The organism is Sphingomonas koreensis (genome assembly GCF_002797435.1).
In the GTDB taxonomy this organism is placed as follows: domain Bacteria; phylum Pseudomonadota; class Alphaproteobacteria; order Sphingomonadales; family Sphingomonadaceae; genus Sphingomonas; species Sphingomonas koreensis.
Genome location: NZ_PGEN01000001.1, coordinates 1,641,938 through 1,667,500 on the forward strand (window position 1 = coordinate 1,641,938; position 25,563 = coordinate 1,667,500).

At 64.7% G+C, this 25,563-nt stretch carries 18 protein-coding genes, 1 tRNA gene and 2 rRNA genes (1 of these 21 running past the window's edge); 7 read left to right on the forward strand and 14 right to left on the reverse strand.

What is annotated here, in order from left to right:
• Positions 1 to 313 precede the first annotated feature (313 nt).
• Both BDW16_RS07740 and BDW16_RS07745 read right to left on the reverse strand, forming a co-directional pair.
• Positions 314 to 1,099 (reverse strand): SapC family protein, encoded by a 786-nt coding sequence (locus tag BDW16_RS07740; protein WP_066580450.1) that lies wholly within the window; start codon positions 1,097 to 1,099, stop codon positions 314 to 316.
• Between the two features lie 31 nt (positions 1,100 to 1,130).
• The gene (locus BDW16_RS07745; protein ID WP_066580451.1) at positions 1,131 to 2,573 is read right to left on the reverse strand and encodes an FAD-binding oxidoreductase; all 1,443 of its coding nucleotides are present in this window, start codon (positions 2,571 to 2,573) and stop codon (positions 1,131 to 1,133) included.
• Positions 2,574 to 2,650: 77 nt separating this feature from the next.
• Here BDW16_RS07745 and BDW16_RS07750 point away from each other — a divergent pair, with 77 nt between their 5' ends.
• From BDW16_RS07750 to BDW16_RS07760, 3 genes are all read left to right on the forward strand, one after another.
• Positions 2,651 to 3,127, forward strand: coding sequence for a hypothetical protein (locus BDW16_RS07750; RefSeq protein ID WP_100362847.1), 477 nt, complete (start codon positions 2,651 to 2,653; stop codon positions 3,125 to 3,127).
• Positions 3,128 to 3,226: 99 nt separating this feature from the next.
• Positions 3,227 to 4,624, forward strand: a complete 1,398-nt coding sequence (locus BDW16_RS07755) for a DEAD/DEAH box helicase (protein WP_066580454.1) — start codon at positions 3,227 to 3,229, stop codon at positions 4,622 to 4,624.
• Positions 4,621 to 4,824, forward strand: a complete 204-nt coding sequence (locus BDW16_RS07760; RefSeq protein ID WP_066580455.1) for a DUF1289 domain-containing protein — start codon at positions 4,621 to 4,623, stop codon at positions 4,822 to 4,824. The genes BDW16_RS07755 and BDW16_RS07760 overlap by 4 nt, the downstream gene beginning before the upstream one ends.
• Here the strand turns inward: BDW16_RS07760 and mtnP are convergent.
• Together mtnP and BDW16_RS07770 are read right to left on the reverse strand one after the other, a co-directional pair.
• The gene (gene mtnP / locus BDW16_RS07765) at positions 4,821 to 5,690 is read right to left on the reverse strand and encodes an S-methyl-5'-thioadenosine phosphorylase (RefSeq protein WP_066580457.1); all 870 of its coding nucleotides are present in this window, start codon (positions 5,688 to 5,690) and stop codon (positions 4,821 to 4,823) included. The genes BDW16_RS07760 and mtnP overlap by 4 nt on opposite strands.
• Positions 5,687 to 7,099, reverse strand: coding sequence for an amino acid permease (locus BDW16_RS07770; RefSeq protein ID WP_066580458.1), 1,413 nt, complete (start codon positions 7,097 to 7,099; stop codon positions 5,687 to 5,689). The genes mtnP and BDW16_RS07770 overlap by 4 nt, the downstream gene beginning before the upstream one ends.
• Positions 7,100 to 7,222: 123 nt before the next feature.
• Between BDW16_RS07770 and BDW16_RS07775 the strand changes: the two genes are divergently transcribed.
• Positions 7,223 to 7,735, forward strand: a complete 513-nt coding sequence (locus BDW16_RS07775; RefSeq protein WP_066580459.1) for a rhodanese-like domain-containing protein — start codon at positions 7,223 to 7,225, stop codon at positions 7,733 to 7,735.
• Between the two features lie 15 nt (positions 7,736 to 7,750).
• Here the strand turns inward: BDW16_RS07775 and BDW16_RS07780 are convergent, their stop codons facing one another.
• The 5 genes from BDW16_RS07780 to BDW16_RS07800 all read right to left on the reverse strand — a co-directional run bounded on the left by BDW16_RS07780 (position 7,751) and on the right by BDW16_RS07800 (position 17,706).
• The gene (locus BDW16_RS07780; protein WP_174532070.1) at positions 7,751 to 9,808 is read right to left on the reverse strand and encodes a glycoside hydrolase family 97 protein; all 2,058 of its coding nucleotides are present in this window, start codon (positions 9,806 to 9,808) and stop codon (positions 7,751 to 7,753) included.
• 28 nt (positions 9,809 to 9,836) lie between these two features.
• Positions 9,837 to 11,444 carry an alpha-amylase family glycosyl hydrolase gene (locus BDW16_RS07785; protein WP_066580500.1) on the reverse strand — a complete coding sequence of 536 codons (1,608 nt, stop codon included), beginning with the start codon at positions 11,442 to 11,444 and terminating at the stop codon, positions 9,837 to 9,839.
• Between the two features lie 14 nt (positions 11,445 to 11,458).
• A complete protein-coding gene (locus BDW16_RS07790) occupies positions 11,459 to 13,273 on the reverse strand; it encodes an alpha-amylase family glycosyl hydrolase (protein ID WP_066580460.1) in 1,815 nt (604 codons plus the stop codon).
• The gene (locus BDW16_RS07795; RefSeq protein WP_066580462.1) at positions 13,270 to 14,802 is read right to left on the reverse strand and encodes a tryptophan halogenase family protein; all 1,533 of its coding nucleotides are present in this window, start codon (positions 14,800 to 14,802) and stop codon (positions 13,270 to 13,272) included. The genes BDW16_RS07790 and BDW16_RS07795 overlap by 4 nt, the downstream gene beginning before the upstream one ends.
• A gap of 63 nt (positions 14,803 to 14,865) precedes the next feature.
• Complete coding sequence (locus BDW16_RS07800) at positions 14,866 to 17,706, reverse strand: TonB-dependent receptor (protein ID WP_083954387.1); 2,841 nt, start codon at positions 17,704 to 17,706, stop codon at positions 14,866 to 14,868.
• Between the two features lie 234 nt (positions 17,707 to 17,940).
• Between BDW16_RS07800 and BDW16_RS07805 the strand changes: the two genes are divergently transcribed.
• Positions 17,941 to 18,969 (forward strand): LacI family DNA-binding transcriptional regulator, encoded by a 1,029-nt coding sequence (locus BDW16_RS07805; RefSeq protein WP_066580466.1) that lies wholly within the window; start codon positions 17,941 to 17,943, stop codon positions 18,967 to 18,969.
• Between the two features lie 175 nt (positions 18,970 to 19,144).
• A complete protein-coding gene (locus BDW16_RS07810; protein WP_066580468.1) occupies positions 19,145 to 20,629 on the forward strand; it encodes an MFS transporter in 1,485 nt (494 codons plus the stop codon).
• 152 nt (positions 20,630 to 20,781) lie between these two features.
• Here the strand turns inward: BDW16_RS07810 and BDW16_RS07815 are convergent, their stop codons facing one another.
• Positions 20,782 to 22,023: a threonine synthase gene (locus BDW16_RS07815; protein WP_066580503.1), complete on the reverse strand. Its 1,242-nt coding sequence runs from the start codon at positions 22,021 to 22,023 to the stop codon at positions 20,782 to 20,784.
• 274 nt (positions 22,024 to 22,297) lie between these two features.
• On the opposite strand from BDW16_RS07815, the gene BDW16_RS07820 reads away from it, so the two are divergent.
• Positions 22,298 to 22,840 (forward strand): hypothetical protein, encoded by a 543-nt coding sequence (locus BDW16_RS07820; protein ID WP_100362726.1) that lies wholly within the window; start codon positions 22,298 to 22,300, stop codon positions 22,838 to 22,840.
• Positions 22,841 to 22,873: 33 nt separating this feature from the next.
• Here BDW16_RS07820 and BDW16_RS07825 read toward each other — a convergent pair whose 3' ends face one another.
• The 4 genes from BDW16_RS07825 to BDW16_RS07840 all read right to left on the reverse strand — a co-directional run.
• Positions 22,874 to 23,635, reverse strand: a complete 762-nt coding sequence (locus BDW16_RS07825) for a class I SAM-dependent methyltransferase (protein ID WP_066580477.1) — start codon at positions 23,633 to 23,635, stop codon at positions 22,874 to 22,876.
• 101 nt (positions 23,636 to 23,736) lie between these two features.
• Positions 23,737 to 23,813, reverse strand: a tRNA-Met gene (locus BDW16_RS07830).
• A gap of 120 nt (positions 23,814 to 23,933) precedes the next feature.
• Positions 23,934 to 24,048 (reverse strand): 5S ribosomal RNA (gene rrf, locus BDW16_RS07835).
• A gap of 99 nt (positions 24,049 to 24,147) precedes the next feature.
• A 23S ribosomal RNA gene (locus tag BDW16_RS07840) occupies positions 24,148 to 25,563 on the reverse strand; it runs 1,377 nt beyond the window's last position.

Below are 25,563 nucleotides of genomic sequence, written 5' to 3' on the forward strand. Positions count from 1 at the left end.
AAAAACCGCCCGGTGTTGCCACCGGGCGGCCAAGGTTCAGGGAGGAGACACGCCCGAGGGCGTGCCGCACGGTTCCGCGAAAGGGGGGACACGAAACCGTACTGATCAGGATATAGGAAGACTTGACCGTGGCTTCAAGGCCACAATCGAAAATGCGATGAACGGTAGATATTCCGGCGCCATGCCTTTGATTTCCAGGCGGCGAATCGCGCGGCGAACGGCATCGCGGCGATATGGGGTTCCGGCGTCTTCCGGCAAGGCCGGGCGCGGGAAGATGCCTCCCACCGCCGATCGCGGTGGGAGGCAGCATTCGTCAGGCAGCCGGCGCTGCGGCCAGCGGCACCACATTGCCCTGCTGGAGCTGGCGCGCGAAGATCTCACGCATCAGGCTCAGCGAGAAGAGATGGGCGTAGATCAGCGGCAGCATGCCGTTCTGCGACATCTTGCGCAGCTGATCGCCACGCAGATCGTTCAGCTTGGCCTCGTCCACCATGCGGAAGCCGCGATAGATATAGGGCTGATCAGCACCCTCGGGCTGAATCGCGACCTCGCCGTCCATCAGCAGGCCCATATCGTTGAGCTCCTTGAGGAACGCGTTGGTCTTCTGACCCGCGATCTCGAACTCCTCATTGAACTTGAGAATGTTCTGAACCAGCTCGGTCGGCTTGCCGTCCTCGAACAGCGCATCGCCTTCGTCGAACGCACCGATCGTGTCGGAGGTCGGGTCGAAGCAGAGCGACAGCTCTTCCGAATCCGGGCGAAGCCGTGCGAGCAGGTACGGATAGCGGCGGACATAGGCGGGAATGTAGAGATTCTCGCCTTCCTTGATCTTGCCGTCCGCACCGAAAAAGACGTTCACGCCCTCGTTCAGCCCCATCAGGCCGAGCGGCACCGAATCGTCGCCGACCGAGAAGACGATCGGCATGTTGCGCTGGACCAGCGGAAACTCTTCGACCGTCAGCGGAATCGCATGCTGGGTCGCCATGAACGGCGCCGAATCGGCCTGGCGAATACGCCAGTTGCTGTGCAACTCGCTCGAAAGCGGCTGCAGATCGTTGTAGAAAAGCGGAAGACCCTGTGCTTGCGGCGCGCTGGCCATGAAACTCTCCTGGAAATGAAGCTGCCGCGGTCTATTGGTCCGCGCGCTCCGGCGCAAGGAAAACGAGTTTCCCGGGGTTGAGCAGATTGCGCGGATCGAAGGCACGCTTGATCGCGGCAAGCGCATGCATCCGCGCCGGCGAGGACAGCCGCGCCAGCTCGTCACGCTTCATCTGGCCGATGCCATGCTCGGCGGAGATGGATCCCCCGGCCGCGACTACCAGATCGTGGACAAAGGGACTGATTATGTCCGAATGGGTCTTTGCCCAGTCCGCCGCACTGCCCGCGGGCGCGCGGACATGGAAATGGACGTTGCCGTCGCCGAGATGCCCGAAGGCCCCGGCGCTCACGCCCGGAAAGCGCGTCTCGACCGCCTTCGCGCCATCGATCATGAAATCCGGCATCGCCGCTACCGGTACCGAAATATCGTGCTGAAGCGCCGGACCGCTCGCGCGCTCGGCCTCTGAAATCGATTCGCGCAGCTTCCAGAACGCCTCGGCCTGGGCCTCGTTCGCCGCAATCGTCGCGTCCTGGGCGAGGCCGGACTCGAGCGCCGGCCCCAGCAGCCGCTCGATCAGCTGCGCGGGCGCCTCCTGCTCGGCGCTCACGGCCACGGCTTCGATCAATACATGCCAGCCATGGTCGCCCGACAGCGGCGCGCGCGTACCCGGGATATGGCGCAGTACCGCGCCCAGCGAGCGGGCGGGGATGATCTCGAAGCTCTCGATCGTATCGGTCGCTGCCTCGAGCCGCTGCAGCAGTTCGAGCCCGGCATGCGGCGAGGCAAGCCCGATCCACGCGACCGCCCGCGCGTGCACGGCAGCGACCAGCTTCAGGCTCGCCGCGGTCACCACGCCGAGCGTCCCCTCGGCGCCGATCAGCAGCTGGTTGAGATCATAACCGCGATTGTCCTTCTTGAGCGCAGCCAGCCCGCCATGAATGCTTCCGTCCGCGAGCACCGCCTCGAGCCCCAGTACCAGGCCGCGCATCGTTCCGAAGCGGAGCACCTGCGTGCCTCCCGCGTTGGTCGAGACCAGCCCGCCCACCGTCGCACTGCCCTTCGCGCCCAGCGTCAAGGGGAAGCGCCGCCCCTGCGCCAGTGCCGCGTCATGAAGATCGGCGAGTATCACCCCTGCCTCGACTTCTGCGAGATTGGCGGCCGCGTCGATCCGCCGCACGCGATTCAGCCGCCGCAGCGACAGGATCAACGCCGATCCGTCCGCAGGCGGGGTGGCTCCGCCGACCATCGAGGTATTGCCGCCCTGCGGCACCAGCGCGACGCCGTGCTGCCCGGCGAGGGTGACCATCGCGGCTACCGCCTCTGTCGAATCGGGCTGAAGGATCGCCGCCGCCGCACCATGATAGCGGCCGCGCCAGTCGTTCAGCCATGGCGCAATGACGTCTGCATCGGTCAGCGCGGCCCTGGGGCCGAACCGCGCCCTCACCGCATCGATCACCTTCTGCTGTGCCGTCATGCCGTGCCGCTACCATCGGTCGCCGCCGCTCGCAATTCATGCACTGTTCAACCGCACACGCTATGAGGCATGGTGAGATGGTGAACTTGCTGCTTGCCGCCACGACTGCGTTGTTGTTGCCCACCGCCCCTCCGGGAGATGGACGCAAGACCGCATCCGCGACCGCCGGCGCGACGCGCGTGGCGCAGGTCAGGATTCAGCAGCATTTCGTGATTCGCGTGCCGCGCCCCGATACCGTTCGCCGCGTCTCCACCACCACCGCACCGCTCCCGCCCATCGGCTGGGTCGAGAAGAATGCCGACAAATGCGTCAAAATGCAGAGCCTGGCCGGAGCGACCATCACCCGCCCCGACAGCGTCGACCTGCTCCTGTCGGGCGGCAAGAGGATGCGCGCCAAACTGGGCAATGAATGTCCGGCACTCGACTTCTATACCGGCTTTTACGTCAAGCCGACGAAGGACGGAATGATCTGCGCCAAGCGGGACGTGTTCCGCTCACGCGCGGGGGGCGAGTGCCGTATCAAGGCATTCCGGACGCTGGTTCCGGAACGATAGGCGCTCACCCCTTCGTCTTTACCTTGACTTTACGGCGCATTTCACCGATGCGCCCGGCTGTTTAATGCGGGCCCTTGCCCCTTCTTTCCGGACATCTGGATGAGCTTCGCCGATCTCGGCCTCTCTGACGAATTGCTAAAGGCCGTCACTGAGGCCGGCTATACCGACCCTACCCCGATCCAGCGCCAGGCGATCCCGTCGGTGCTGATGATGCGCGACCTGATCGGCATCGCCCAGACCGGCACCGGCAAGACGGCGTCGTTCGTGCTGCCGATGATCGACGTGCTCGCCGAGGGACGCAGCCGTGCGCGCATGCCACGCTCGCTGATTCTCGAGCCGACGCGCGAGCTCGCCGCGCAGGTTGCCGAGAATTTCGAGAAGTACGGCACCCATCACAAGCTCAGCATGGCGCTGCTCATCGGCGGCGTGCAGATGGGCGATCAGGTCAAAGCGCTGGAAAAGGGCGTCGACGTCCTCATCGCCACGCCGGGCCGCCTGATGGACCTGTTCGAGCGCGGCAAGATCCTGCTCACCGGCTGCAACCTGCTCGTGATCGACGAGGCCGACCGGATGCTCGATATGGGATTCATCCCCGATATCGAGAATATCTGCACCAAGCTGCCCGCGAACCGCCAGACCCTGCTCTTCTCGGCGACGATGCCGCCGCCGATCAAGAAGCTGGCCGACAAGTTCCTGTCGAACCCCAAGACGATCGAGGTTGCCCGCCCCGCGAGCACCAACACCAACATCACCCAGTGGCTGGTGCCGGTCGCCAATAGCGCGTTCGAGAAGCGGCGGACGCTGCGCCGCCTGATCGAGGATCAGGGCGTCGCCACCGCGATCATCTTCTGCAACCGCAAGACGACGGTGCGCGAGCTCAACAAGAGCCTCAAGAAGCATGGCTATCGCTCGGCAGAGATCCATGGCGACATGGACCAGTCGTCGCGCATTGCCGAACTCGACCGGTTCAAGGCAGGCGAGGTCAACATCCTCGTGGCGTCCGATGTCGCCGCGCGCGGGCTCGACATCAAGGGTGTGAGCCACGTCTTCAATTTCGACGCGCCATGGCACCCGGACGATTATGTCCACCGCATCGGCCGCACCGGCCGCGCGGGCGCGACTGGCACCGCCTTCACACTAGTGTCGAGCGCAGATGCCGAAGCGATCGACAATATCGAGAAGCTTCAGGGCCAGAAGATCGATCGGATGGGGGCGCTGCCCGTCGAGGACGTACCGGCCGAGGAAAAGAAGGGCCGCGGCCGCAAGGGCAGCAAGCCCAAGGCAGACGCGCCCAAGCCGGACAAGAAGGCCGCGGACAAGGCGCGCAGCGACGAGCCGCGCGAGGAGCGCCGCCCCGAGGCGCGCGAGCCGCGCCGGGATGATCGCCCGCGCCGTGATCGCGATCGCGACCGCCGCCGCGATTCGTTCGACGACGGCCCCGATGACGGCTGGAACGGCCCGGTTCCGGATTTCCTCAACTTCACGATCCCGGCATGAGCGCAGTCGAAGACGAGGACGACTTCCTCGTCTTCACGCCCCTTCCCGCAGTCGAAAGCCCGTGCGTCAGCATCTGCCGCATGAAGGACGGGCTGTGCGAAGGGTGCGGCCGCACGCTGAACGAGATCGCCGAATGGTCCATGGCGAGCGACGACCGGCGACGCGAGATCCTGTCACGCATCGCCACAGCGCAGGCCTAGCCGGCCAGCACCCGCCCCGCCACCGCATCCAGCTTCGCCAGCAGCGCCGGATCCCGCGCCGACGGGACGGTGATAAGCGCCGCGTCTAGACAGGTATCGATCGGTGATGCCTCGCGCGTCTCCGGCAGGCCGTGCAGCAGCGCCGTCACCATCGCGCGTGCCTTGGCGGCATTGGACGAAAGCTGCTCGATCACCTGTGCGACGTCCACTGCCGCTTCTTCTTCGCGCCAGCAATCATAGTCGGTGACCATGCCGACCAGCGCGTAGGGCAGCTCCGCCTCCCGCGCGAGCCTGGCCTCGGGCATCGCCGTCATGCCGATGATGTCGCAACCCCAGCTGCGATAGAGATGGCTCTCCGCACGGGTCGAGAATTGCGGGCCTTCCATCGCGAGATACGTACCGCCTGCATGCACCTGCGCACCAGCCGCTCGCGCCGCCGCCGCGGCGAATTGCGACAGGCGCGGGCAGACCGGGTCGGCCATCGAAACGTGCGCGACCATGCCGCTGCCATAGAAGCTTGACGGGCGGCCCTTGGTGCGGTCGATGAACTGATCTGCGACGGTGAACGTACCGGGCGCACGCTCCTCGGTCAGTCCGCCGACCGATGAGACGGCGAGCACATCGGTGACGCCCATGCGCTTCAGGCAATCGATGTTGGCGCGGTTGTTCAGCTGCGATGGAGAGAGGCGATGCCCGCGCCCGTGCCGCGGCAGGAACGAGACGCGCGCATGGCCCATCCGCCCGGTGAAGATCGCGTCGGAGGCCTCACCCCAGGGCGATGCGACGGTCACCCATTCGCCCCGCTCGATCCCCTCGACATCATAGAGCCCGGATCCGCCGATGATCCCGATATGCCAACCGCTCACTCAATCCCTTTCGCGCTGACCCGTGGCCGGGCGTAGGCGAAGTAGATGACAACCCCGAGTGCGTTCCAGGCGAGGAACCAGAGCTGGGTCTTCACCGGCAGGCTGAAGAACAGGTAGATGCAGCCGAGTACGGCGATCGCGCCCACGAGCCACCAGAGCGGCGTGCGGAACATGCGCGGCATATCCGGCGCACGCACCCGCAGCACCATCATGCAAACGGCAACCGCAGTGAACGCTGCCAGCGTACCGGCATTCGCCAGCGCCGCGATCTCGTCGATCGGGAGCAGCCCGGCGATCACCGCGACGATCGCCGCGGTGAACAGCGTGATCCGCACCGGCGAGCCCCGCTTCGACACCTTGGCGAGGCCGATCGGCAACATGCCGTCGCGCGCCATGGTGAAGAAGATGCGGCTTTGACCGAACAGGAAGCCGAGCAGAACCGTAGGCAGCGCGATGATCGCCGATACCGCGAGGAAGGTCGCGAAACCGGGCCGACCAAGGTCGCGCAGGATCAGCGCGAGCGGTTCGGGACTGTTGGCGAAGTGCGTGAACGGCGTTGCGCCGACCGCAGCAACCGCGACGAGCATGTAGATGGCGACACAGGCGATCATCGATCCGACGATGCCGATCGCAAGATCGCGGCCGGGATTCTTGGTCTCCTCCGCCGCGGTCGAGATCGCGTCGAAGCCGTAAAAGGCGAAGAAGATGATCGCCGCCGCCGCCATCACCCCGCGCTCGACTCCGTCAGGCGAAATGGTCTTGGCGAAGCCGAAGGGGGCAAACGGCTCAAGATTGGCGCCGTTGAAATAGGGCAAAGCCACCGCGACGAACACGGCGAGCGCAATGATCTTGACCACAACCAGCGCGGCGTTGAGCGTCGCGCTCTCCTTGGTGCCCAAGCAGAGCAGCCCGGCGACCACGGCGATGATGAAGATCGCAGGCAGGTTGACGATGCCGTTGGCGTGCGGCCCTGCCATCAGCTCCAGCGGCATACCCGTCCAGGCATGGAGCAAGGGGGCGGCATAGCCGGACCAGCCGACCGCCACGGTGCTGACCACCAGCGAATATTCGAGGATCAACGACCAGCCGACCACCCAGGCGATGATCTCGCCCAGCACGGCATAGCTGTAAGCGTACGCGCTGCCCGAGGCCGGCATCATCGTCGCCATTTCGGCATAGGCGAGCGCGGCGCAAGCGCAGATCGCGCCGGCGATGACGAAGGACATGATCACAGCGGGCCCCGCCTTGCCCGCACCGACCCCAATCAGGGTGAGGATGCCGGTGCCGACAATCGCGCCAACCCCGAGCGCTACGAGATGCGGCCAGCTCAAGGTAGCGGCGAGGCGATGCTCCGGCGCCTGTTCGGCCGCGTCCTTCACGCGCTTCGTTCGAAACAGTCCGCCGGCCATAGCTTTCCCCTTTGTTGCAGCTGAGACTGGTGCGCCGGAGCCCGCGCGCCGTCAACGGTTCATGCGACAGACAGCGACGCGGGCGCAGGGTCGTTACGCCCTCGCTATTCGGAGAATCGACCGATGGACCGTCGCCTGTTCCTGTCCTTCGTCGGTATCGGTGCCGCAACGCCCGCACTTGGCCAGCCGCGCGCCGTCGAAGCCGCCAACCCGCAGATCGACTATCCGGGCTTCCAGCAACTGACCGGCGATGTCGCGTCGCTTCGCAACGAACGGCTGCTGCCCTTCGCTCAGTTCAAGAAGCAAGCCGCCTCAGCCGGCACCCTGCTGCTCGACGCGCGATCGGAGAGCGCGTTCCGCGAGGGGCATATCAAGGGCGCGGTCAACCTGCCCTTCCCCGATTTCAACGCGGAGTCGCTTGAGGAGACGGTGGGCCCGAACGTCCACCGCCGCATCCTGATCTACTGCAACAACAATTTCTCGAACCGCACGCGCCCCGTGCCGATGAAGGCGCGCCCTCTGGCGCTCAATATCCAGACCTTCATCAACCTGGTCGGCTACGGCTATCGCAATGTGTGGGAACTGGCCGACGTGATCGACTTCAACGATCCCAAGGTGGAGTGGGTGCGCGCGTAACGCGCACCCTGCTCTTCACTTCGCGGCGAAGCGAATCGCTTGTCCGCCGCCTGGTGCCAGTGCCAGCATCAGCTTGTCGCCGCGCTTCACCTTCCTGGTCTCGATCACGTACTTGTGCCGCGTATCGCTGTCGAAGCGCGTGTCCGGCGCGTCACGATAGATTTGCGCGGTGTAGGTCTTGCCCGGATCGAGGAAGTCGAGCGTCACCTCCAGGTTGCGCGCCTGTTCGTCGCCGACCGAGCCCAGATACCAGTCGGCACCGTTCCGGTCCTTGCGAGCGATCGTGACATAGTCGCCGACCTCGCCATTGAGGATGCGGGTGTCGGCCCAGTCGACCGGCACGTCCTTGATGAACTGGAATGCGTCCATCAGCTTGGCGTAGACCTCGGGCTCGTCGGCGGCCATCTGCACCGGCGAGTAGATCACGACATATTGCGCGAGCTGCTTGGCGATGGTCGAGGGTATGTCGCTGTCCTTCTCGCCCTTGAGGCTCAGGATGCCGGGGGTGAAGTCCATCGGCCCGGACAGCATCCGGGTGAAGACGAGATTGGCTTCATGCTCGGGCGGGTTCTTGCCCTGCCACGCCATATATTCCTGTCCCCGCGCTCCTTCGCGGGCGAGCCAGTTGGGATAGGTGCGGCGAAGGCCCGTATCCTTGATCGGCTCGTGCGGATCGACGCTGATCTTGTGCCTGGCGGCGGCGAGCACGACGCGCAGGTGATGGTTCGACATCCACTGGCCGTCATGCCACTCGCGATGCTCTGACCCGTCGGGATCGACGCGGCCGATCTGGCCGGCATCGGCGACATAGCCGGTCTTCACCACCTTCTGCCCATGCGCCGCCGACCAGGCAAAGGCCGTGTCGAGCTGCTTGTCGTAATGACTGGCCGAGCCGCCGGTCTCGTGATGGCCGACCAGCGCGGTGCCCTTGGATCTGGCGTAGGCAGCGAGTGCCTTGGCGTCGAAATCCTCCGTCGGACCGGAGAAGTTCATCTCGGTGCCGTTGCCGAACCAGTCGCCGTCCCAGCCGACATTCCACCCCTCGACCAGCACGCCCGGAATGCCGTTCGCCCCGGCGAAGTCGATATAGCGCTTCACATTCGCGGTGGTGGCGCCGTGCTGCGGGCCGCGCGCCCAGCTCCACTTGCCCTTGATCATGTTCCACCACACGCCGACGAACTTGCCGGGCTTGACCCAGCTGACATCGCCGAGCTTGTTGGGCTCGTTGAGGTTCAACGTCATGCGGCTGCCGGTGTAGAGCCCGGCGGCATCGTCGGCGATGACCATGGTGCGCCAGGGCGTGGTGAACGGCCCCTGCTTGACTACCTTGGCCGGACCGGCACCGGGCGAGAGCTGAGCCTTGAAGCGCGTGCCGGTCACGCGGCGCAGCCACATGCCGGAATAGTCGACCAGCGCCGCCTCGTGGAAGGCGACATGCGTGCCGTCCTCCAGCTTCACCGTGATCGGCGTGTGCGCCTGCCCGACCTCGGAGATCGGCGTGCGGTTGTAGAGATATTCGTAGCGGTTCCACTCGCCCGCCGGAATCCACCAGGCGGTGCCATTGCCCGCCAGCCCGAACTCGGTCAGTTCGTCGGCGATATTGGCGTGCTTGAGGTTGGGCTGATCGGGGAATTCGTAGCGGAAGCCGACGCCCTCGTCGAAGATGCGGAACACCACGTCCATCACCCGCGCGAGCGCAGTCGATTCCTTGAGCCGAACACGAAATTCGGTGTGGCGGTCGCGGATCGTTTTCCACTCGCCCCAGGGCTGCTCCCAGGTCGAGTCGGCCGAGCTTGTCGCCTGACTCTCGATCGCGAAGCGCCGCTCGAGCTTGGGCGCGTCGGTCAGCAGGAAGCCGAGCCGCGAAGGCTCGATCAGCGGCTTGCCGTTGCGCGCGACGGCATAGTGGGGCCGTCCATCGCCATCGACAGTCACCGTGACGCGAAGCTTTCCGTCGGGCGAGGTCGCAGTCGCGCCGCCTTCCTTCAGCGCGGTGTTCTGCACCACGCCCTGCGCCAGCGCCGGCAGTGCCATCATCGACGTCAACGCTGTCAGCACGATCAACCTGCTCATCTCGCTCTCCTGTTACGCGGCCATCTTCTCAGGCGATTTGTTCGAGCACCAGCCCGCTATAAGGGGGCAGCGATCCGGGTGCGGCGCCGTTGACGGCCGCCAGCAACCGGAACCGGTCCGGCTGTGCTGGATGCCATGCCAGCGGCGTCTTGCCCAGATTGAACGCGCAGGTCAGCGCCTGCCCGTCCGCGATTCGGGTGAAGACGAGCAATGCCTCATCTGCCGCCAGCACCTCCATCGCGCCTGCACGCAACGCCGGATTGGCGGCGCGCAGCGCGATCAGCCCTCGGGTCAGATTGAGCAGCGAGCCGTTCTGGGCGATCTGCCGGTCCACCGCCAGTGCGCCATGATCGGGGCCGAGCGGCAGCCATGGCCTGCCGGCGGTGAATCCGAGATTCTCCGCATCCGCCTTCCACGGCATTGGCGTGCGCACGCCATCCCGGCTCAGCGTCAACGGCCAGTTGGCGATCGCTTCGGGATCCTGCAGCTGATCGTAGGCGATCTCGACCTGAGTGAGGCCGAGCTCCTCACCCTGGAACAGGATGGCGTTACCGCGCAGGCACATCAGCAGCAGCATCTTCATCGCGGCGAAGGCGTCGCGATGTTCGGCATCGACCCAGCGCGACAGCGCACGCGGGGCATCGTGATTCTCGAACGCCCAACTTGGCCAGCCGGTGCCGTGGGTATCGGGCCAGGTCTCGACCGCTTTCTTCACCAGCGCCGGGGTCAGCTTGTTCGCGTAGAGGAAGTCGAAGCCGTAGGCGCTGTTGAGTCGTTTTTGCCCTTGGGTGAAGGCGTGCATCTCCGCTTCGGGCGTCGGCCCGCCGACCTCAGCCACGGTGAACCGGCCGCCATAGCTGTCGGTGAGCTCGCGGTGCCGCTCGAGGAAGCGGACGATGTCGGGGTGGCTCTGGTTGTAGAGATGCTGCTGGAAGTCGAAGGGACGCGTGCGCGGCGTACCCGTGTAGGGCGCGGGCGGATTGTCGCGAAATTCCGGATCGTGCATCGCGAAGTTGATCGCATCGACGCGGAAGCCATCGACGCCGCGATCGAGCCAGAATCTCGCGGCCGCCAAGGCCGCGTTCTGCACCTGCGGGTTATGCAGGTTGAGGTCGGGCTGCTCGCTCAGGAAATTGTGCAGATAATATTGGCCGCGCCGCGCGTCCCAGGTCCAGGCCGGGCCGCCAAAGACGGACTGCCAGTTGGTCGGCGGCGATCCGTCGGCCTTGGCGTCGGCCCAGACATACCAGTCAGCCTTGGCATTGTCCCGGCTCGACCGGCTTTCCTTGAACCATTCATGCTGGTCGGAGGTATGCGAATAGACCTGATCGATGATGACCTTGAGGCCCAGCGCGTGCGCCTTCTCGATCACCGCGTCGAAATCGGCGAGCGTGCCGAACACCGGATCGACCCCGCAATAATCGGCAATGTCATAGCCGAAGTCGCGCATCGGCGAGGTGAAGAAGGGCGAGAGCCAGATCGCGTCGGCGCCAAGCGCCGCAACATGATCGAGATGCGCGGCGACGCCCGGCAGGTCGCCGATCCCGTCGCCATTCGAGTCGGCGAAGCTGCGCGGATAGATCTGGTAGATCACCGCGCCGCGCCACCAGTCGCGGTTCGTTTCGGTCGCAGGCATGGGGGCAGCTTCGCTCACTTGGCGCCTCCCGCGGCGACGCAGGCGACATAGCCGAATGCGGGAAGCGTCACGGTAACGCTTCCGGGCGCCGATGCCGATGCCGCGCATTGCCCGACGAGCGGCGCGAAAGCGGTAGAACTGACACCCACCTCGACCTGCCGGGTGATCGGCGCCGCACTGGTGTTGAAGGCTACCAGCACTTCCGCGCCGCTCGCCGGATCGAAACGCGAGACCGCGAACAGCCCCGGCTTCTCGTCATAGGCGCGGGTCACCTGCCGCCCGCGGGACAGCGCCGGCGTCGCCTTGCGGATCGCAGAGAGCTTCGAAATCTCCATGTAGAGCGGATGGCCGGTGTCGAAATTCGAATCCGCCGTGGTCTTGTCGGTGCCGAGCAGCCGATTGTCGTTGTAGATCGCGACCTTGCTCGGGAACATGTCCTCGCGCGCGTCCTGATCGTTGCCGTCGCTGACGAACCCCTGCTCGTCGCCCGAATAGATGGTCGGCACGCCGCGCAGCAGTAGCAGCATCGCATGGGCGAGCTTTACGCGCGCCAGTACCTCGTCGTCGCTTGCCTTGGGGAAGGCCTTGCGCACGTCGGTCGAGAACCGGCCGTGATCGTGGTTGGAGATGAAGGTCGGCAGCCGCAGCGCCGCCTCAGCGCCGCCCTCATACAGCGCGTCGCGATCGAACATCGCAGCGAGCATATCAGGCCCCTTCTCGCCCGCGACGGTATGCTGAACCGCGGCGCGGAAGCCGAAGTCGAGCACGCTGGGAAGCTGATGCACACGGGTGTGCAGCGCAAGGTCCCCGACATCGCCCTCGTTCGCGACTTCGCCGAAGATGTGGAAATTGGGGATACCCCTGGCCTTGGCCCGCTCGATCATCGCCTTGGAAAAGCCCTGCCAGAACTCCGGATTGACGTGGCGAGCGGTATCGATGCGGAAGCCGTCGATCCCGAACTGATCGATCCACGCCCCATAGATGTCGATGAACCCCTGCAGCACGCGCGGGCTTTCGGTCATCAGGTCGTCCAGCCCGACGAAGTCGCCCATCGTCGAGCTTTCGTTGCGGAAGGTGGTGTTGCCGCGATTGTGATAGTGGATCGGGTCGTTGAGCCAGGCGGGGACCTTCACTGTCCGCTCCGCTTCGGGCACGACAGTCGTGTAGGCGTAATTCGGGTCGCTCAGCTTCGCGAAATTCTCCGGGGTCTGTACCCCGTCGCCCGCGAAGCCGGGGTTGATTGCAGCGCCCTTCACCCCGCCTTTGCGCTGGTACGGATAGTCGGCGCGGCTGCGATAGTCGCACGCGCTCTTGGGGCATTCGCGATACTGGATCACGTCGGCGGTGTGGTTGGTGATGATGTCGAGATAGACCTTGATGCCACGGGCATGGGCCGCATCGACGAACGCCTTCATCTCGTCATTGGTGCCGAAATGCGGATCGACGCGGGTGAAATCGGTGATCCAATAGCCGTGATAGCCGGCCGTTTCCTGCCCCGGCCCGCCTTGCACCGGCTTGTTCTTGTAGATCGGCCCGAGCCAGATCGCGGAGGCGCCGAGCGACTGGATATAGTCGAGCCGCCGGATCAGCCCTTTCAGGTCGCCGCCGTGGAAGAAACCCTTGTGCGCGGGATCGAAACCGGTGGTCAGGCGATCGCCCCTGAGGCCGCCCCTGTCGTTCGACGGATCCCCGTTCTCGAACCGGTCGGGGAGGAGGAAATAGAGGACTTCCGTCTCCGCCGCGCGGGCGCGCAGTTCGGCCGGAGCGGCAGTCTGCGCGCTCGCAACAGTTCCGGCGAGCAGGGTCAGGGCAAAAGCGAGACTTCTCATGCAATACTCGACTGGCTGAGGGTGGAAGGCGCGCCGCAGAAGCGCGTGAGGTAATCGGCATGGCCTGGCAGGCGGGCGGCATCGCGCGCATAGGCATCCGCCACGGTGGACAGGAACTGATCGAGCTGCTCAGCGCTCAATTCGTCGGCGAGCGGGTGCCAGCGTTCGGGTACGATGCCCTGCCCCGCCAGCACCTGGATCCAGCCGGGCACGTCGAACAGTTCATCATGTTCGCGCACGATCCGGCCGCAGGCGCGGAACATCGCGATGCGATCGGCGAGGGGCTCGGGCAAGTCCATGTAGCGCAGTGCGTCCCACATCGGCTCTCCTTCGCGCCGGTTGGCGAAATAGTGGAGGATGACGAAATCGCGGATTCGCTCGATCTCGAAATCCGTCATGCGGTTGTACGCATCGCGATCCGCATCCGCGACCCGACCATTGGGCAGGAAATCGAGCAGGCGCGTGATGCCGCTCTGGATCAGATGGATGCTGGTCGATTCGAGCGGCTCGAGAAAGCCTGACGATAGCCCGATCGCGACCACGTTGCGGTTCCACGCCTTGCGCCGCTTGCCCGCGCGGAACTTGAGGACGCGCGGTTCGGCTTGCGGCGCGCCATCGAGGTTGGCGAGCAGCACCGACGCCGCCTCATCCTCGCTGATATGCGCCGAGGAAAAGACATAGCCATTGCCGGTGCGGTGCTGGAGTGGGATGCGCCATTGCCACCCGGCCTTGCGCGCCGTCGCCCGCGTATAGGGGATCAGCGGATCGGCGCGCTCGCACGGCACCGCCAGCGCGCGATCGCAGGGCAGCCAATGCCCCCAATCCTCGAACCCGGTTTCCAGCGCTCCCTCGATCAGAAGGCCACGGAAGCCCGAGCAATCGACGAACAGGTCGCCCGCGACGCGAACCCCGCCGGCAAGCACTAAAGTCGTAACGTCGCCATTCTCGCCGTCACGCTCGACCCGCTCGACCCGCCCTTCGATCCGCGCCACGCCGCGCGCCTCGGCATAGCGGCGCAGATAGGCGGCATAGAGACCGGCATCGAAATGGAAGGCATAGGGCATGGCTGGCAGCACGCTGTCCGCCGCGCGCTCGACATGGCCGAACCGGTTCGCCTTCGCAGCGATGTCATTGAGCACATAGTTGCCGAGTGGCCCCGCCCGGCCCGCAGCGCGCGCGCGAAGCCAGTAATGATGAAAGGGCAACAGCCCGAGCCCACGCCCGACCTGCCCGAACGCATGCATGTAGCGCTCGCCCGGAACACCCCAGCCGTCGAACTCGATGCCAAGCTTCCATGTCCCATGCGTCTCGCGTAGGAACTCGGCCTCGTCGATGCCCAGCGCCTGGTTGAAAAGGCGGATCATCGGGATCGTCGCCTCGCCCACGCCGACCGTCCCGATCGCGTCGGATTCGACCAAGGTGATCGTCCAGCCGCTCCCGCAGAAGCGCGCAAGCGCAGCCGCGGTCATCCAGCCTGCCGTGCCGCCTCCGGCGATGACGATGCTGCGCTGGGACATGGGATCGGCCATCCTTCAGCGATCCTCAAAAACGTCCCCGCCGCGAACATGCCGCGGCGGGGAGGCGGGGGGAAGTCAGAGCTTGTAGCTGAGCCCGAGCAGGTAACGGACGCCATAGCGCTGATGATCGACCGTCAGCCTTTCGTCCGCAGCCTCGTGGGTCACGAACGGCTCGTCGGTCAGGTTCTGCGCCTGAGCCAGGATACCCAGCCCCTTGAGCGGGCCGTTCTGGAACTCATAGCCGATCTGCGCATCGACGATCGTCTCAGGCTTGGCGAGCCGCTGGATACGATCGGTGCCGATGCCGCTCAGCTCCGCGAGGAAGCTCGACCGGTGACGGACGCTGGCACGGGCCGAGAAGCCCCATTTTTCGAAATAAACGGTGCCGTTCGCGACCCATTTCGAAAGGCCGGGCAGCGGCTGCGCCGGATTGTTCGGATCGGGCGTGATCGAGCTTTCGGTGTAGGATACGCTGCCCAGAACGCCGAACCCGTCGAGCGCATTGGACAGGTTGCGCAGCGAGAAAGTTGCCGACAGTTCCGCGCCATAGAGCTGCCCGCCGCTGCCGTTGCGGAAGACCTTGGCAATGCCCTGGCGCAGCTGTGGTTCCGGCCCGCTGGTCACCGGGAAACCGGTGAAATCGTAGACCTGGTTCTCCTGGTAGATGTAGGTTTCCAGATGCTTGTAGAAGCCGGCAAGCGCGATGTAGCTGTCGCGCGCGAAATACTTCTCCACCGACAGATCGACCGCATTGGCGATCCACGGCCGCAGGCGCGGGTTGCCGCCCTCGCCGCTCCAGGGCGAGAAATTGATGTCGGTATTGCCCGCGAGCGACGCATTGTAGCTGAAGCTCATCGATGCGCGCATCTGGTCCATACGTGGCCGTGCCATCTGGCGCGCTGCGCCGAAGCGGACGGTGAAGCCGTTGTTCAACCGCGCGACGATGTTCATATTGGGCAGGACGTAGGTGTAGCGGACGCCGTCGGACAGATCGGTGACCGTGGCGACGGGCGACCCGCTCGCGCCCAGGCCGTTCGAGAACTGATCGACCGACACGACCTGCGCGCCGACATTGCCGCCGAGCTTCGACCCGTCCGACATTTCGACATCGATGTCGTAGCGGGCGTAGCCGGTGAGGATCTCTTCGCGGACGCCCCAGCTGAAGGCGAAGAGATTGGCGTCGGTCGCCGCGTTGAAGTTGTAGAGCCCGCTATAGGCGAGCTTGAGCGGATCGTAGCTGACCATGCCCGGAATGCCGAGATAGCCGAGCTTGGTCGGATCGAGCAACTGGTCGGCGGGGATCGCTACGCTGGTGTTGTGCAGCGGATCTGCGGCGTTGGCCTTCAGCCCCAGATACCAGCGCTGCAGATCGAGCGACTTCTCGCGCTTCGAATAGTTCGCACCGAAGGCCAGCTTGCCCTGATTGTCGCCCAGCTCGCGCTCCACGTCGAGGCGGAACGCCATCAGCTCGTCGCTGGTGGTCGGGTTGTTGAGGAAGCCGTCCTGGCCGCCCGGCGTGTTGTCACCGCCCCACCCTTGCGGGCTCGTCAGGAAAATGCGCGCGGCATCGGCATAGTTGATCGACGATTTGAAGCTGTAGCGCCCCTCGGCGTCACGGCTGAAGCCGAGCGTGTCGAACGGCCCGTTTCCGCCCCCGCGCGACGTGCCCGAATAGGTCTCGAGCACCTTGTCCTCGCGGTCGACGCGCGAATAGCTGGCGTCACCCGTGATCTTCCACCCGCCGGTGACATAGCTGATGTTGAGGCCGCCCGAATAGAGATCCGCCTCGCGCAGATTGGCGTCGTTGCGCACCACCGGCTTGACGCCGCTCCAGGTGCCGTCGGTGATGATCCCGTCCTTGACGGTGAAGCCCGGCTGAAGCACCGCGCCGCCCCATTGCAGCGGGAATTCGATGCCGCGCAGCGTCTGCGCGTCCTTGAACTTCGAATAATAGCCGTCGAGCACGATGTTGAGATCGGGCGTCGGCTTCCACTGCAGCGCGCCCATCACGCCAGTGCGCTCGAGCTCGGTCGATTGCACATAGGGCTTGGCGCCCCCGATGATCCGAGCGCCCTGCGCCGCGGCGTAGCCGGCACGCGGAGTGAAGGTGTCATCGGCCTGGCTGGGCGTCCCCTTCGTATCGCGGATGCCGTACAGGTCGTTGTTGGTGTCGAAGGTCGGATAGCCCCAGCTGTTGAAGCGCTCGAACTGGGTCGGCGAATTGATGTGCGCGATGCCCAGCGTGATGCCGATCGTGTCATTCGCGAACTGGTCGATATAGGTCAGGCTGGCGCGGTAACCCTTGTCCTTCGAGCCCGTGTTGAGTTTGCCGGTCGAGACGATCTCGCCGCGCGCGTTCACGCCGAGCACCCGCTTGCCATAGTCGAGCGGACGGATGGTGCGCAGGTTGATCGTGCCCGACAGGCCCTGGCCGACCAGGCCGGCGAACGGGGTCTTGTAGACATCGACCGCGCCCATCAGTTCCGACGGATACTGATCGAATTCGACCCCGCGATTGTCGCCGGTCGTGACCTGCTCACGCCCATTGAGCAGGGTCGCGGCGAAATCGGGCGAGAGGCCGCGCACCGAGATGACCTGCGCGCGCCCGTCGAGGCGCTGTGCGGTGAGGCCGGGCAGACGCGCGATCGCTTCGGCGATCGAATTGTCGGGCAGCTTGCCGATATCCTCGGCCGAGACCGATTCGACGATCTGGTTCGAGTCGCGCTTGGTCGCGACTGCGGTCTCGATCGCGCGGCGGAAGCCGGTGACAGTGACCTCGGCCCCCTCCTCCGCGGCAGGCTGTTCGGAATCCTGCGCAAAGGCGGGCGAAGCGACGAGCAGCGTGGCGGCAATCGCGGTGCCGCTGGCAGTGATGGCAAGACGGGCGGCCAAGCGGCCGGTGGCGGTGTAACGCATAGTTCCTCCCCTATGCCGGTCCATCTTTGACCGGATCGCGCCGGTTGAAAGCGCGTTGATCGTCCTATGCGCCCCAAGGCGCGGCCGCGGCCAGCAGACGGCATACGTATTCAACGGCGTGATCATGCTGCGTGGCTGCTGCGCAACATTGACGCGAGGTGCGAAAGGGAGTGAACATCCCCGGGTCAAGCGGAGGGCACATCCGCAGACGCGCAGGGGAGAAGTGCCGAGGCTATGCAACGCAAGCCGACATCATTCGATATCGCGCATCTCGCGGGGGTCTCGCAGCCCACCGTGTCGCGCGCGCTGCGCGGCGGCACCGGCGTCAACGAAGCGACGCGCAAGCGGATCGAGGCGATCGCCCAGAAATTGAACTACCGCGTCGACAAGGCGGCCTCGAACCTGCGCAGCCGCCATGCCGAGACGCTGGCGGTGCTGATCTTCCAGGACGAGAGCGCCGACGACAGCGCGATCAACCCCTTCTTCCTGTCGATGCTGGGATCGATCATGCGGGCCTGCGCCGACAATGGGCAGGACATGCTGGTGTCGTTCCAGCAGCTCGGCAGCGACTGGCACCAGGACTATGAGGACAGCCGCCGCGCCGACGGGCTGATCCTGCTCGGCTATGGCGACTACGAGCTGTACCGCGCCAAGCTCAACGAACTGATGGCGCAGGGTACGCATTTCGTGCGCTGGGGATCGGTCCAGTCGGAAGGGCTCGGCCTCACCGTCGGCTGCGACAATCAGGGCGGCGGGCGCGAGGCGACCCGGCACCTGCTGGGCCTCGGCCGACGCAACATCGCGTTCCTGGGTCATGCGTCGAGCCATTATCCCGAGTTCCACGACCGCTATCGCGGCCATGTCGCAGCGCTCAAGGAAGGCGGGATCATCCCGCGCAAGCGGCTGCAGTTCGATGCGCTGACCAGCGAGGAAGCAGGCGCCGCCGCAGCCGAGGCGCTTATCGCGAGCGGCGAGACGTTCGACGCGATCCTGGCCGCGAGCGACCTGATCGCGATCGGCGCAATGCGAGCGCTGGCCGCCCATGGCATCAAGGCGGGCGAGGATGTCGCGGTGGTCGGGTTCGACGATATCGCCGCGGCAAGCTTCACCAACCCGCCGCTCACCACCGTATTGCAGGACACCCGCGCCGCCGGGCGGACGCTGGTCGAAACGCTGCTCGGCCGTATTCGCGACGAGCACGTCGCCGACGTACTGCTGCCGGCGAAGCTGGTGGTGCGGCGGTCATGCGGCTCACCGGGTTAGATCGTGCCGATCCCTTCAATCTTCACCGCCGCCATTCCCGCGAATGCGGGAATCCATTGCCGCCGCCGCTCAGGCTCGAGCCGCTTGGCCAGTCAGAATGGATGCCCGCCTTCGCGGGGATGACGATTCCCTTGATGGGGTGAGAGCCCCGGAGCGTGTTCTTCAAGGACAAGTAATGGAAAAACCCCGTCAGGGCTTTTGGGGCCTGTTCAACCTGTCGTTCGGCTTCTTCGGTATCCAGATCGGCTTCGCGCTGCAGAATGCGAACATGAGCCGGATCTTCCAGTCGCTCGGCACCAGCATCGACGATCTGCCAGCATTGTGGGTGGCGGCACCGCTGACCGGGCTGCTGGTGCAGCCGGTGATCGGGCATATGAGCGACCGCACATGGCTGGGCCGGCTCGGCCGGCGCCGGCCCTATTTTCTGGCCGGCGCGATCCTCGCGGCACTGGCGCTGTTCGCGATGCCGCTGGCGCCGGTGCTGCTGTTTGCGGCGGTGATGCTGTGGGTGCTCGACGCATCGCTCAACGTTTCGATGGAGCCGTTCCGTGCCTTTGTCGGTGACATGCTGCGCAAGGACCAGCACAGTGCCGGCTACGCGGTGCAGACCGCCTTCATCGGCGCGGGCGCGGTGGTGGGATCGATCTTTCCCTGGGCGCTCGAGCATCTGGGCGTATCCAACACCGCGCCCGGCGGCGGCATTCCCGATACGGTGCGCTACGCCTTCTGGTTCGGCGGCGCGGCCCTGTTCCTGGCAGTGCTGTGGACGATCGTGAGCACGAAGGAATACAGCCCCGAAGAGATGGCCGCGTTCGACGGCCCACGCGCCGAAACCGACGAGACGGCGATGCGCGCGCTGGCCGCGCGCAGCAACACGTCCAGCCTGATCTGGATCGCCGCGGGCGCGGCGGTAATCGTCGCGGTCGGACGGTTCGGACTGGAGAAGGAGGTCTATCTGCTCGGCGGCCTGCTCGCGGGCTATGGCGTCGCCAGCCTGATCGCGGTCCTGCTGGCACGCCGCGGCAGCGGCGCGAACATGCTCAGCCATATCGTCGGCGACTTCGCCGGAATGCCGCCGCTGATGAAGAAGCTCGCCGTCGCCCAGTTCTTCAGCTGGTCGGCGCTGTTCATCATGTGGATCAACACGACCCCGGTGGTGGCGCAGTATTTCTATAGAGCGGCCGACGCCGCCGACTCGCGCTATCAGGAAGGCGCCAACTGGGTAGGGGTGTTGTTCACCGTCTATAACGGGATCGCGGCGGTCGCGGCGCTGACCTTGCTGCCGCTGCTCGCGAGCCGGATCGGCAAGGCACGGACTCATATCGTCGGGCTGGTGTGCGGCGCGGCGGGGTTCGCGAGTTTCTTCGCGATCCGCGATCCGCACTGGCTGATCCTGAGCGAGATCGGGATCGGCATTGCCTGGGCATCGATCCTCGCCATGCCCTATGCCATCCTCGCCTCGAGCCTGCCGCAGGCCAAGCTCGGCATCTATATGGGCCTGTTCAACGTCTTCGTCGTTGTGCCGCAATTGCTGGTCGCGACGGTGATGGGATCGATCATGAAGCGCTTCTTCCCCGACGAGCCGATCTGGACGATGGCCTTCGCTGCAGTGACGCTGCTGGTCGCGGCGGTGGCGATGCTGCGCGTGAAGGAGGCGTAGCCATGCCCCGACACTGTCATCCCGGCCTTGTGCCGGGATCCACTGCGCCGCACCGGCGGACCTTGAGCCTCTTGTCCCGCCCTTGCCTCCCGGTGGATCCCGGCCCAAGGCCGGGGTGACGACTGAAAAGAGGAGCCGGAAGCCCCAACCGCCTACAGCGCGGTGAAATCGATCGGACCGTGGCGGTCGAGCGTGCGCGACTGATCGGGCATCGGATATTTGAGGCCGGTCGCGCAGTTGAACAGCACCGCGCGATCGTCCGGCGCGATCAGCCCGTCGACCAGCGCCTTGCGCCACGCGGCGAGCGTCGCTCCCCCCTCCGGACAGAGCAGCAGGCCGTCGAGCCGCGCGGCATCGTCGACCGCTTCGAGAATCGCAGAGTCGCTGACCGCCATCGCGAAGCCATTGCTCGCCCGCACCGCGTCGAGAATCAGGAAATCGCCCACCGCCTGCGGCACGCGGATGCCGGCGGCGAGCGTATGCGCATCCTCCCAGCGGGTGGCGTGGCGTTCGCCCCCCTGCCATGCGCGAACCATGGGCGCACACCCTTCCGCCTGCACAGCGACCATGCGCGGGCGCTTCGAGCCGATCCAGCCCAGCGCCTCCAGTTCCTCGAATGCCTTCCACATGCCGATCAGACCGGTGCCGCCGCCGGTGGGATAGAAGATGACGTCGGGCAACTCCCAGCCGAGCTGCTCCGCCAGCTCCAGCCCCATCGTCTTCTTGCCCTCGATCCGATAGGGCTCCTTCAGCGTCGACAGGTCGAACCAGCCATTGGCTTCTTTCCCCGCGCCGACCAGCTTGCCGCAATCGTCGATCAGTCCATTGACGCGATAGACACGCGCGCCCTGCGCAGCGATCTCGCGCACATTGATCTCGGGCGTATCGTCCGGGCAGAAGATCACCGCCTCGATCCCGGCCTGTGCGGCATAGGCCGCAGCGGCAGCGCCGGCATTGCCATTGGTCGGCATGGCAATGGTGGTGACGCCCAGTTCCTTCGCCATCGAGATCGCCATGACCAGCCCACGCGCCTTGAACGATCCGGTAGGCAACCGGCTCTCATCCTTGACCAGCAGGGTGGAAGCGCCGGCACCGGCGGCGACCTTATTCAGCGGGACGATCGGTGTGGCGATCTCCCCCAGGCTGACGATATTCTCCGTGCGGCGGACGGGCAGCAGTTCGCGATAGCGCCAGAGGTCGGCGGGGCGCAGCGCGAGATCCGCGGGCGAGACCGCGGCGCGGATCGCATCGAGATCATAGCGTACCAATAGGGGCCGACCGGTGCGCGACAGGCCGTGGAGCGTATCGGCGTCATATCGTTCGCCCGTCATCGAGCATTCGAGATGCGTGACGAAAGTCGGACGGGCAGCTGACAGATTGTCATCATTGCGCATGGCGATGACATAGGGGGCATCGCCGTCGCGGTCGAGCGGACGAACGTGCAGGCGGCGCCAGCCCTTGTCGTTGATAGGGCGGGTGCTACGCTGCCTCCACCCGGATAGAGAGACGAGAATGCCGCGTTCCGCTTTCAGCCGCATCCTGCGCAGCGCCTTCGCGTCAGGCGCCATTCTCGCTGCCACGACCCATCCTGCACGCGCACAGGATGGACCGGCGTCGCCCGATCCTGCCTCACGGGCTTCGGTGGCAGGAGACTATGTCCTTTCGCAGATGGAGATGATTGCCGGGATCCGCCTTCGCGCCGACGGCACGTTCGAATATGGTCTGACCGTCGGCTCACTGGATGAGCAGGCGCGGGGCCGGTGGACCATCGCAGGCAAGCGGATCGATCTGACCAGCGACCCGCGGCCGATCGCCCCCACGATCACGCCCGGCGCAATCGATAGCGCGCCTGGTGAGCCCTTTGCGATACGCGTGCTCACCCCGAATGGCCGCGACCTGCCGGGCATCGACCTCAGGATCGACTTCGATACCGGCGAGCCGCTGATTTCCTATCTGGCGGGCGGTCCATGGTCGCTTCCGCCGGCGGAACGACGGACACCGCGGTTCGTCACGTTCAGCCAGACCTCGTACCGGCTGCAGTCCGAACGCCTGCCGCTGAGTGCCAAGGCTGGCACAATCGCGACGTTCAGGCTGATCCCGAACGACTTCGGCGTGGCGGACCTGACCGGCTCCTACGCGGAAATAGATGGCGTGAATCTGACTCTGTATCGTCCCGAGGGTGTGATGCGCTTCAAGCGCGCGCAACCTTGACCGCAAACTCACGACCAACTGTTCCGACAGCGCCTAGTCGACCCGCTCGGCACTCCAATCACCGCCGGTAATGGTGCGGTCACCGACCTTGCCGCGATAAGCCGCGCCGTCCGCAACGAAGTGGAACTCGGCGCCGACAAGCTTTGGATCACGGATCTCCCGACCGTCAAGCGTACCCGAGACGTCACTGTAGCGTTGCGCGATCACGAGCGCCGCAGCACTTCCATCCGCACGGATCAGCCGCCACTCGCCTCCCGCCACTGCAGGAACCGTCCAGCGGAAAACGCGCTTGTTGGCGATCTCGCGACGTTCATCGGGTAGCCAGTCGCCCATGTCGAAGGCGTGGCTGATGACGCGGGCGCCTGGCTTCATCTCACTGAGAAGCTTGGGTTTCAGCCGCTCGTTGACGTCGGGGAGCAGATAGAGCGTGACGACATCCGCATCGCGCAGCGACACGGTAAACAGGTCGTCGCGGACAAAGCGCGCGCGCTCTTCCAGCCCCTCGAGCCGGGTGAGCGAGCGTGCACGAGCGACAAGGCCGGCATCGATCTCGACCCCGAGCGCAGTAGCGGAACGTCGGGCGGCGGCACGAGGGATGCGACCATCGCCCGATCCCAGGTCGATCAGCCGTTCGCCGGCCTTGAGGCCGGCCATATCGAGCATGCCTTCGACCACCTCGATCGGCGTGGGAACATAGGGGACGTCCGCCTCTTTCGCCGCATGGGCAGTAACGGGCGCAATGAGTATGCAGCCTGTGCCGAGCAGGAAGGTTCGGCGGGTAAGAGGGAGGGCCATGCGGTTATCGTGGCGCCCGAGAGATGTTGTGGCAATGTTGTGTTGACGTGGAGTGTTCAACAAAAAAGCCGCCCTGTGGGGCGGCTGTGTGTGTGTGTTGATGGTTGCGGGGGTTGGATTTGAACCAACGACCTTCAGGTTATGAGCCTGACGAGCTACCGGGCTGCTCCACCCCGCGCCATCTGATGGGCACCGTGTGGGGTGCCTTGAAAGCAAAAACGCGCCGCGCCGGTTTAGCGCGACGCGTGTTGCGTATCTGACAATGTGAATGGGTTTTTCCGATTACACCGGCTTCAATGCCTGGCGACGACCTACTCTTCCAGTGCTTGAGCAATAGTACCATCGGCGCAGTCAGGTTTCACGGCCGAGTTCGGGATGGGATCGGGTGGGTCACTGACGCTATGGTCACCAAGCAATGAAGCAGGTGTAATTGGGTATCAAATCGATGCGTGCACCAAGGCTTTGAGGATCAACCTCAATGATCAGCAGAGCTGTCATTGATGGTGGGACTCATCAAGCGCGAATAGGACAATTAGTACTGGTTAGCTCCACACGTTACCGCGCTTCCACATCCAGTCTATCAAGGTGGTGGTCTACCACCGTCCTAAGAAATCTTATCTTGAGGGAGGCTTCCCGCTTAGATGCTTTCAGCGGTTATCCCGTCCATACATAGCTACCCAGCTGCGCTCTTGGCAGAACGACTGGTACACCAGAGGTATGTTCAACCCGGTCCTCTCGTACTAGGGTCAACTCCTCTCAAATTTCGACGCCCACGGCAGATAGGGACCAAACTGTCTCGCGACGTTCTGAACCCAGCTCACGTACCACTTTAATTGGCGAACAGCCAAACCCTTGGGACCTGCTCCAGCCCCAGGATGTGATGAGCCGACATCGAGGTGCCAAACGATTCCGTCGATATGAGCTCTTGGGAATCATCAGCCTGTTATCCCCGGCGTACCTTTTATCCGTTGAGCGATGGCCCTTCCACGAGGGACCACCGGATCACTATGACCGACTTTCGTCTCTGCTCGACTCGTCAGTCTCGCAGTCAGGCTGGCTTATGCCATTGCACTCTAACGATCGGTTTCCAACCGATCTGAGCCAACCTTCGCACGCCTCCGTTACTCTTTAGGAGGCGACCGCCCCAGTCAAACTACCCGCCACAGAGGGTCCCTGAACCGGATAACGGTTCGAGGTTAGACATCAGAAATCAACAGGGTGGTATTTCACCGTAGGCTCCACACCAGCTGGCGCCAGTGCTTCAAAGCCTCCCACCTATGCTACACAATTAATTCCTAATGCCACTCTGAAGCTGCAGTAAAGGTGCACGGGGTCTTTCCGTCTAACCGCGGGTACTCCGCATCTTCACGGAGAATTCAATTTCGCTGAGCATGTCCTGGAGACAGTGGGGAAGTCGTTACGCCATTCGTGCAGGTCGGAACTTACCCGACAAGGAATTTCGCTACCTTAGGACCGTTATAGTTACGGCCGCCGTTTACCTGGGCTTCGTTTCGGAGCTTGCACCCCTCCACTTAACCTTCAGGCACCGGGCAGGCGTCAGGCCCTATACGTCGTCTTGAAGCCGACTTAGCAGAGCCCTGTGTTTTTGCTAAACAGTCGCTACCCCCTGGCCTGTGCCCCCTGCTACTGGTTGCCCAGAAGCAGGGCCTCCTTCTTCCGAAGGTACGGAGGCAATTTGCCGAGTTCCTTCAGGACACTTCTCTCAAGCGCCTTGGTATACTCTACCTGACCACCTGTGTCGGTTTCGGGTACGGTCTATACGGTGGAGCTATTTCCTGGAACCCCTTCGAAGCATGTCCAATCCGATAAGGACATACAACACACGGGATCCGTCACTACCACCAGGCCCACGAATATTAACGTGGTTCCCATCGACTACCCCCTTCGGGCTCGTCTTAGGGGCCGGC

Bases quoted from the DNA above. Each gene is read 5' to 3' on its own strand.
- BDW16_RS07740 (WP_066580450.1), bottom strand. From the start codon at position 1,099: ATGGCCAGCGCGCCGCAAGCACAGGGTCTTCCGCTTTTCTACAACGAT.
- BDW16_RS07745 (WP_066580451.1), bottom strand. From the start codon at position 2,573: ATGACGGCACAGCAGAAGGTGATCGATGCGGTGAGGGCGCGGTTCGGC.
- BDW16_RS07750 (WP_100362847.1), top strand. From the start codon at position 2,651: ATGGTGAACTTGCTGCTTGCCGCCACGACTGCGTTGTTGTTGCCCACC.
- BDW16_RS07755 (WP_066580454.1), top strand. From the start codon at position 3,227: ATGAGCTTCGCCGATCTCGGCCTCTCTGACGAATTGCTAAAGGCCGTC.
- BDW16_RS07760 (WP_066580455.1), top strand. From the start codon at position 4,621: ATGAGCGCAGTCGAAGACGAGGACGACTTCCTCGTCTTCACGCCCCTT.
- BDW16_RS07770 (WP_066580458.1), bottom strand. From the start codon at position 7,099: ATGGCCGGCGGACTGTTTCGAACGAAGCGCGTGAAGGACGCGGCCGAA.
- BDW16_RS07775 (WP_066580459.1), top strand. From the start codon at position 7,223: ATGGACCGTCGCCTGTTCCTGTCCTTCGTCGGTATCGGTGCCGCAACG.
- BDW16_RS07780 (WP_174532070.1), bottom strand. From the start codon at position 9,808: ATGAGCAGGTTGATCGTGCTGACAGCGTTGACGTCGATGATGGCACTG.
- BDW16_RS07785 (WP_066580500.1), bottom strand. From the start codon at position 11,444: ATGCCTGCGACCGAAACGAACCGCGACTGGTGGCGCGGCGCGGTGATC.
- BDW16_RS07790 (WP_066580460.1), bottom strand. From the start codon at position 13,273: ATGAGAAGTCTCGCTTTTGCCCTGACCCTGCTCGCCGGAACTGTTGCG.
- BDW16_RS07795 (WP_066580462.1), bottom strand. From the start codon at position 14,802: ATGGCCGATCCCATGTCCCAGCGCAGCATCGTCATCGCCGGAGGCGGC.
- BDW16_RS07800 (WP_083954387.1), bottom strand. From the start codon at position 17,706: ATGCGTTACACCGCCACCGGCCGCTTGGCCGCCCGTCTTGCCATCACT.
- BDW16_RS07805 (WP_066580466.1), top strand. From the start codon at position 17,941: ATGCAACGCAAGCCGACATCATTCGATATCGCGCATCTCGCGGGGGTC.
- BDW16_RS07810 (WP_066580468.1), top strand. From the start codon at position 19,145: ATGGAAAAACCCCGTCAGGGCTTTTGGGGCCTGTTCAACCTGTCGTTC.
- BDW16_RS07815 (WP_066580503.1), bottom strand. From the start codon at position 22,023: ATGCGCAATGATGACAATCTGTCAGCTGCCCGTCCGACTTTCGTCACG.
- BDW16_RS07820 (WP_100362726.1), top strand. From the start codon at position 22,298: ATGGAGATGATTGCCGGGATCCGCCTTCGCGCCGACGGCACGTTCGAA.
- BDW16_RS07825 (WP_066580477.1), bottom strand. From the start codon at position 23,635: ATGGCCCTCCCTCTTACCCGCCGAACCTTCCTGCTCGGCACAGGCTGC.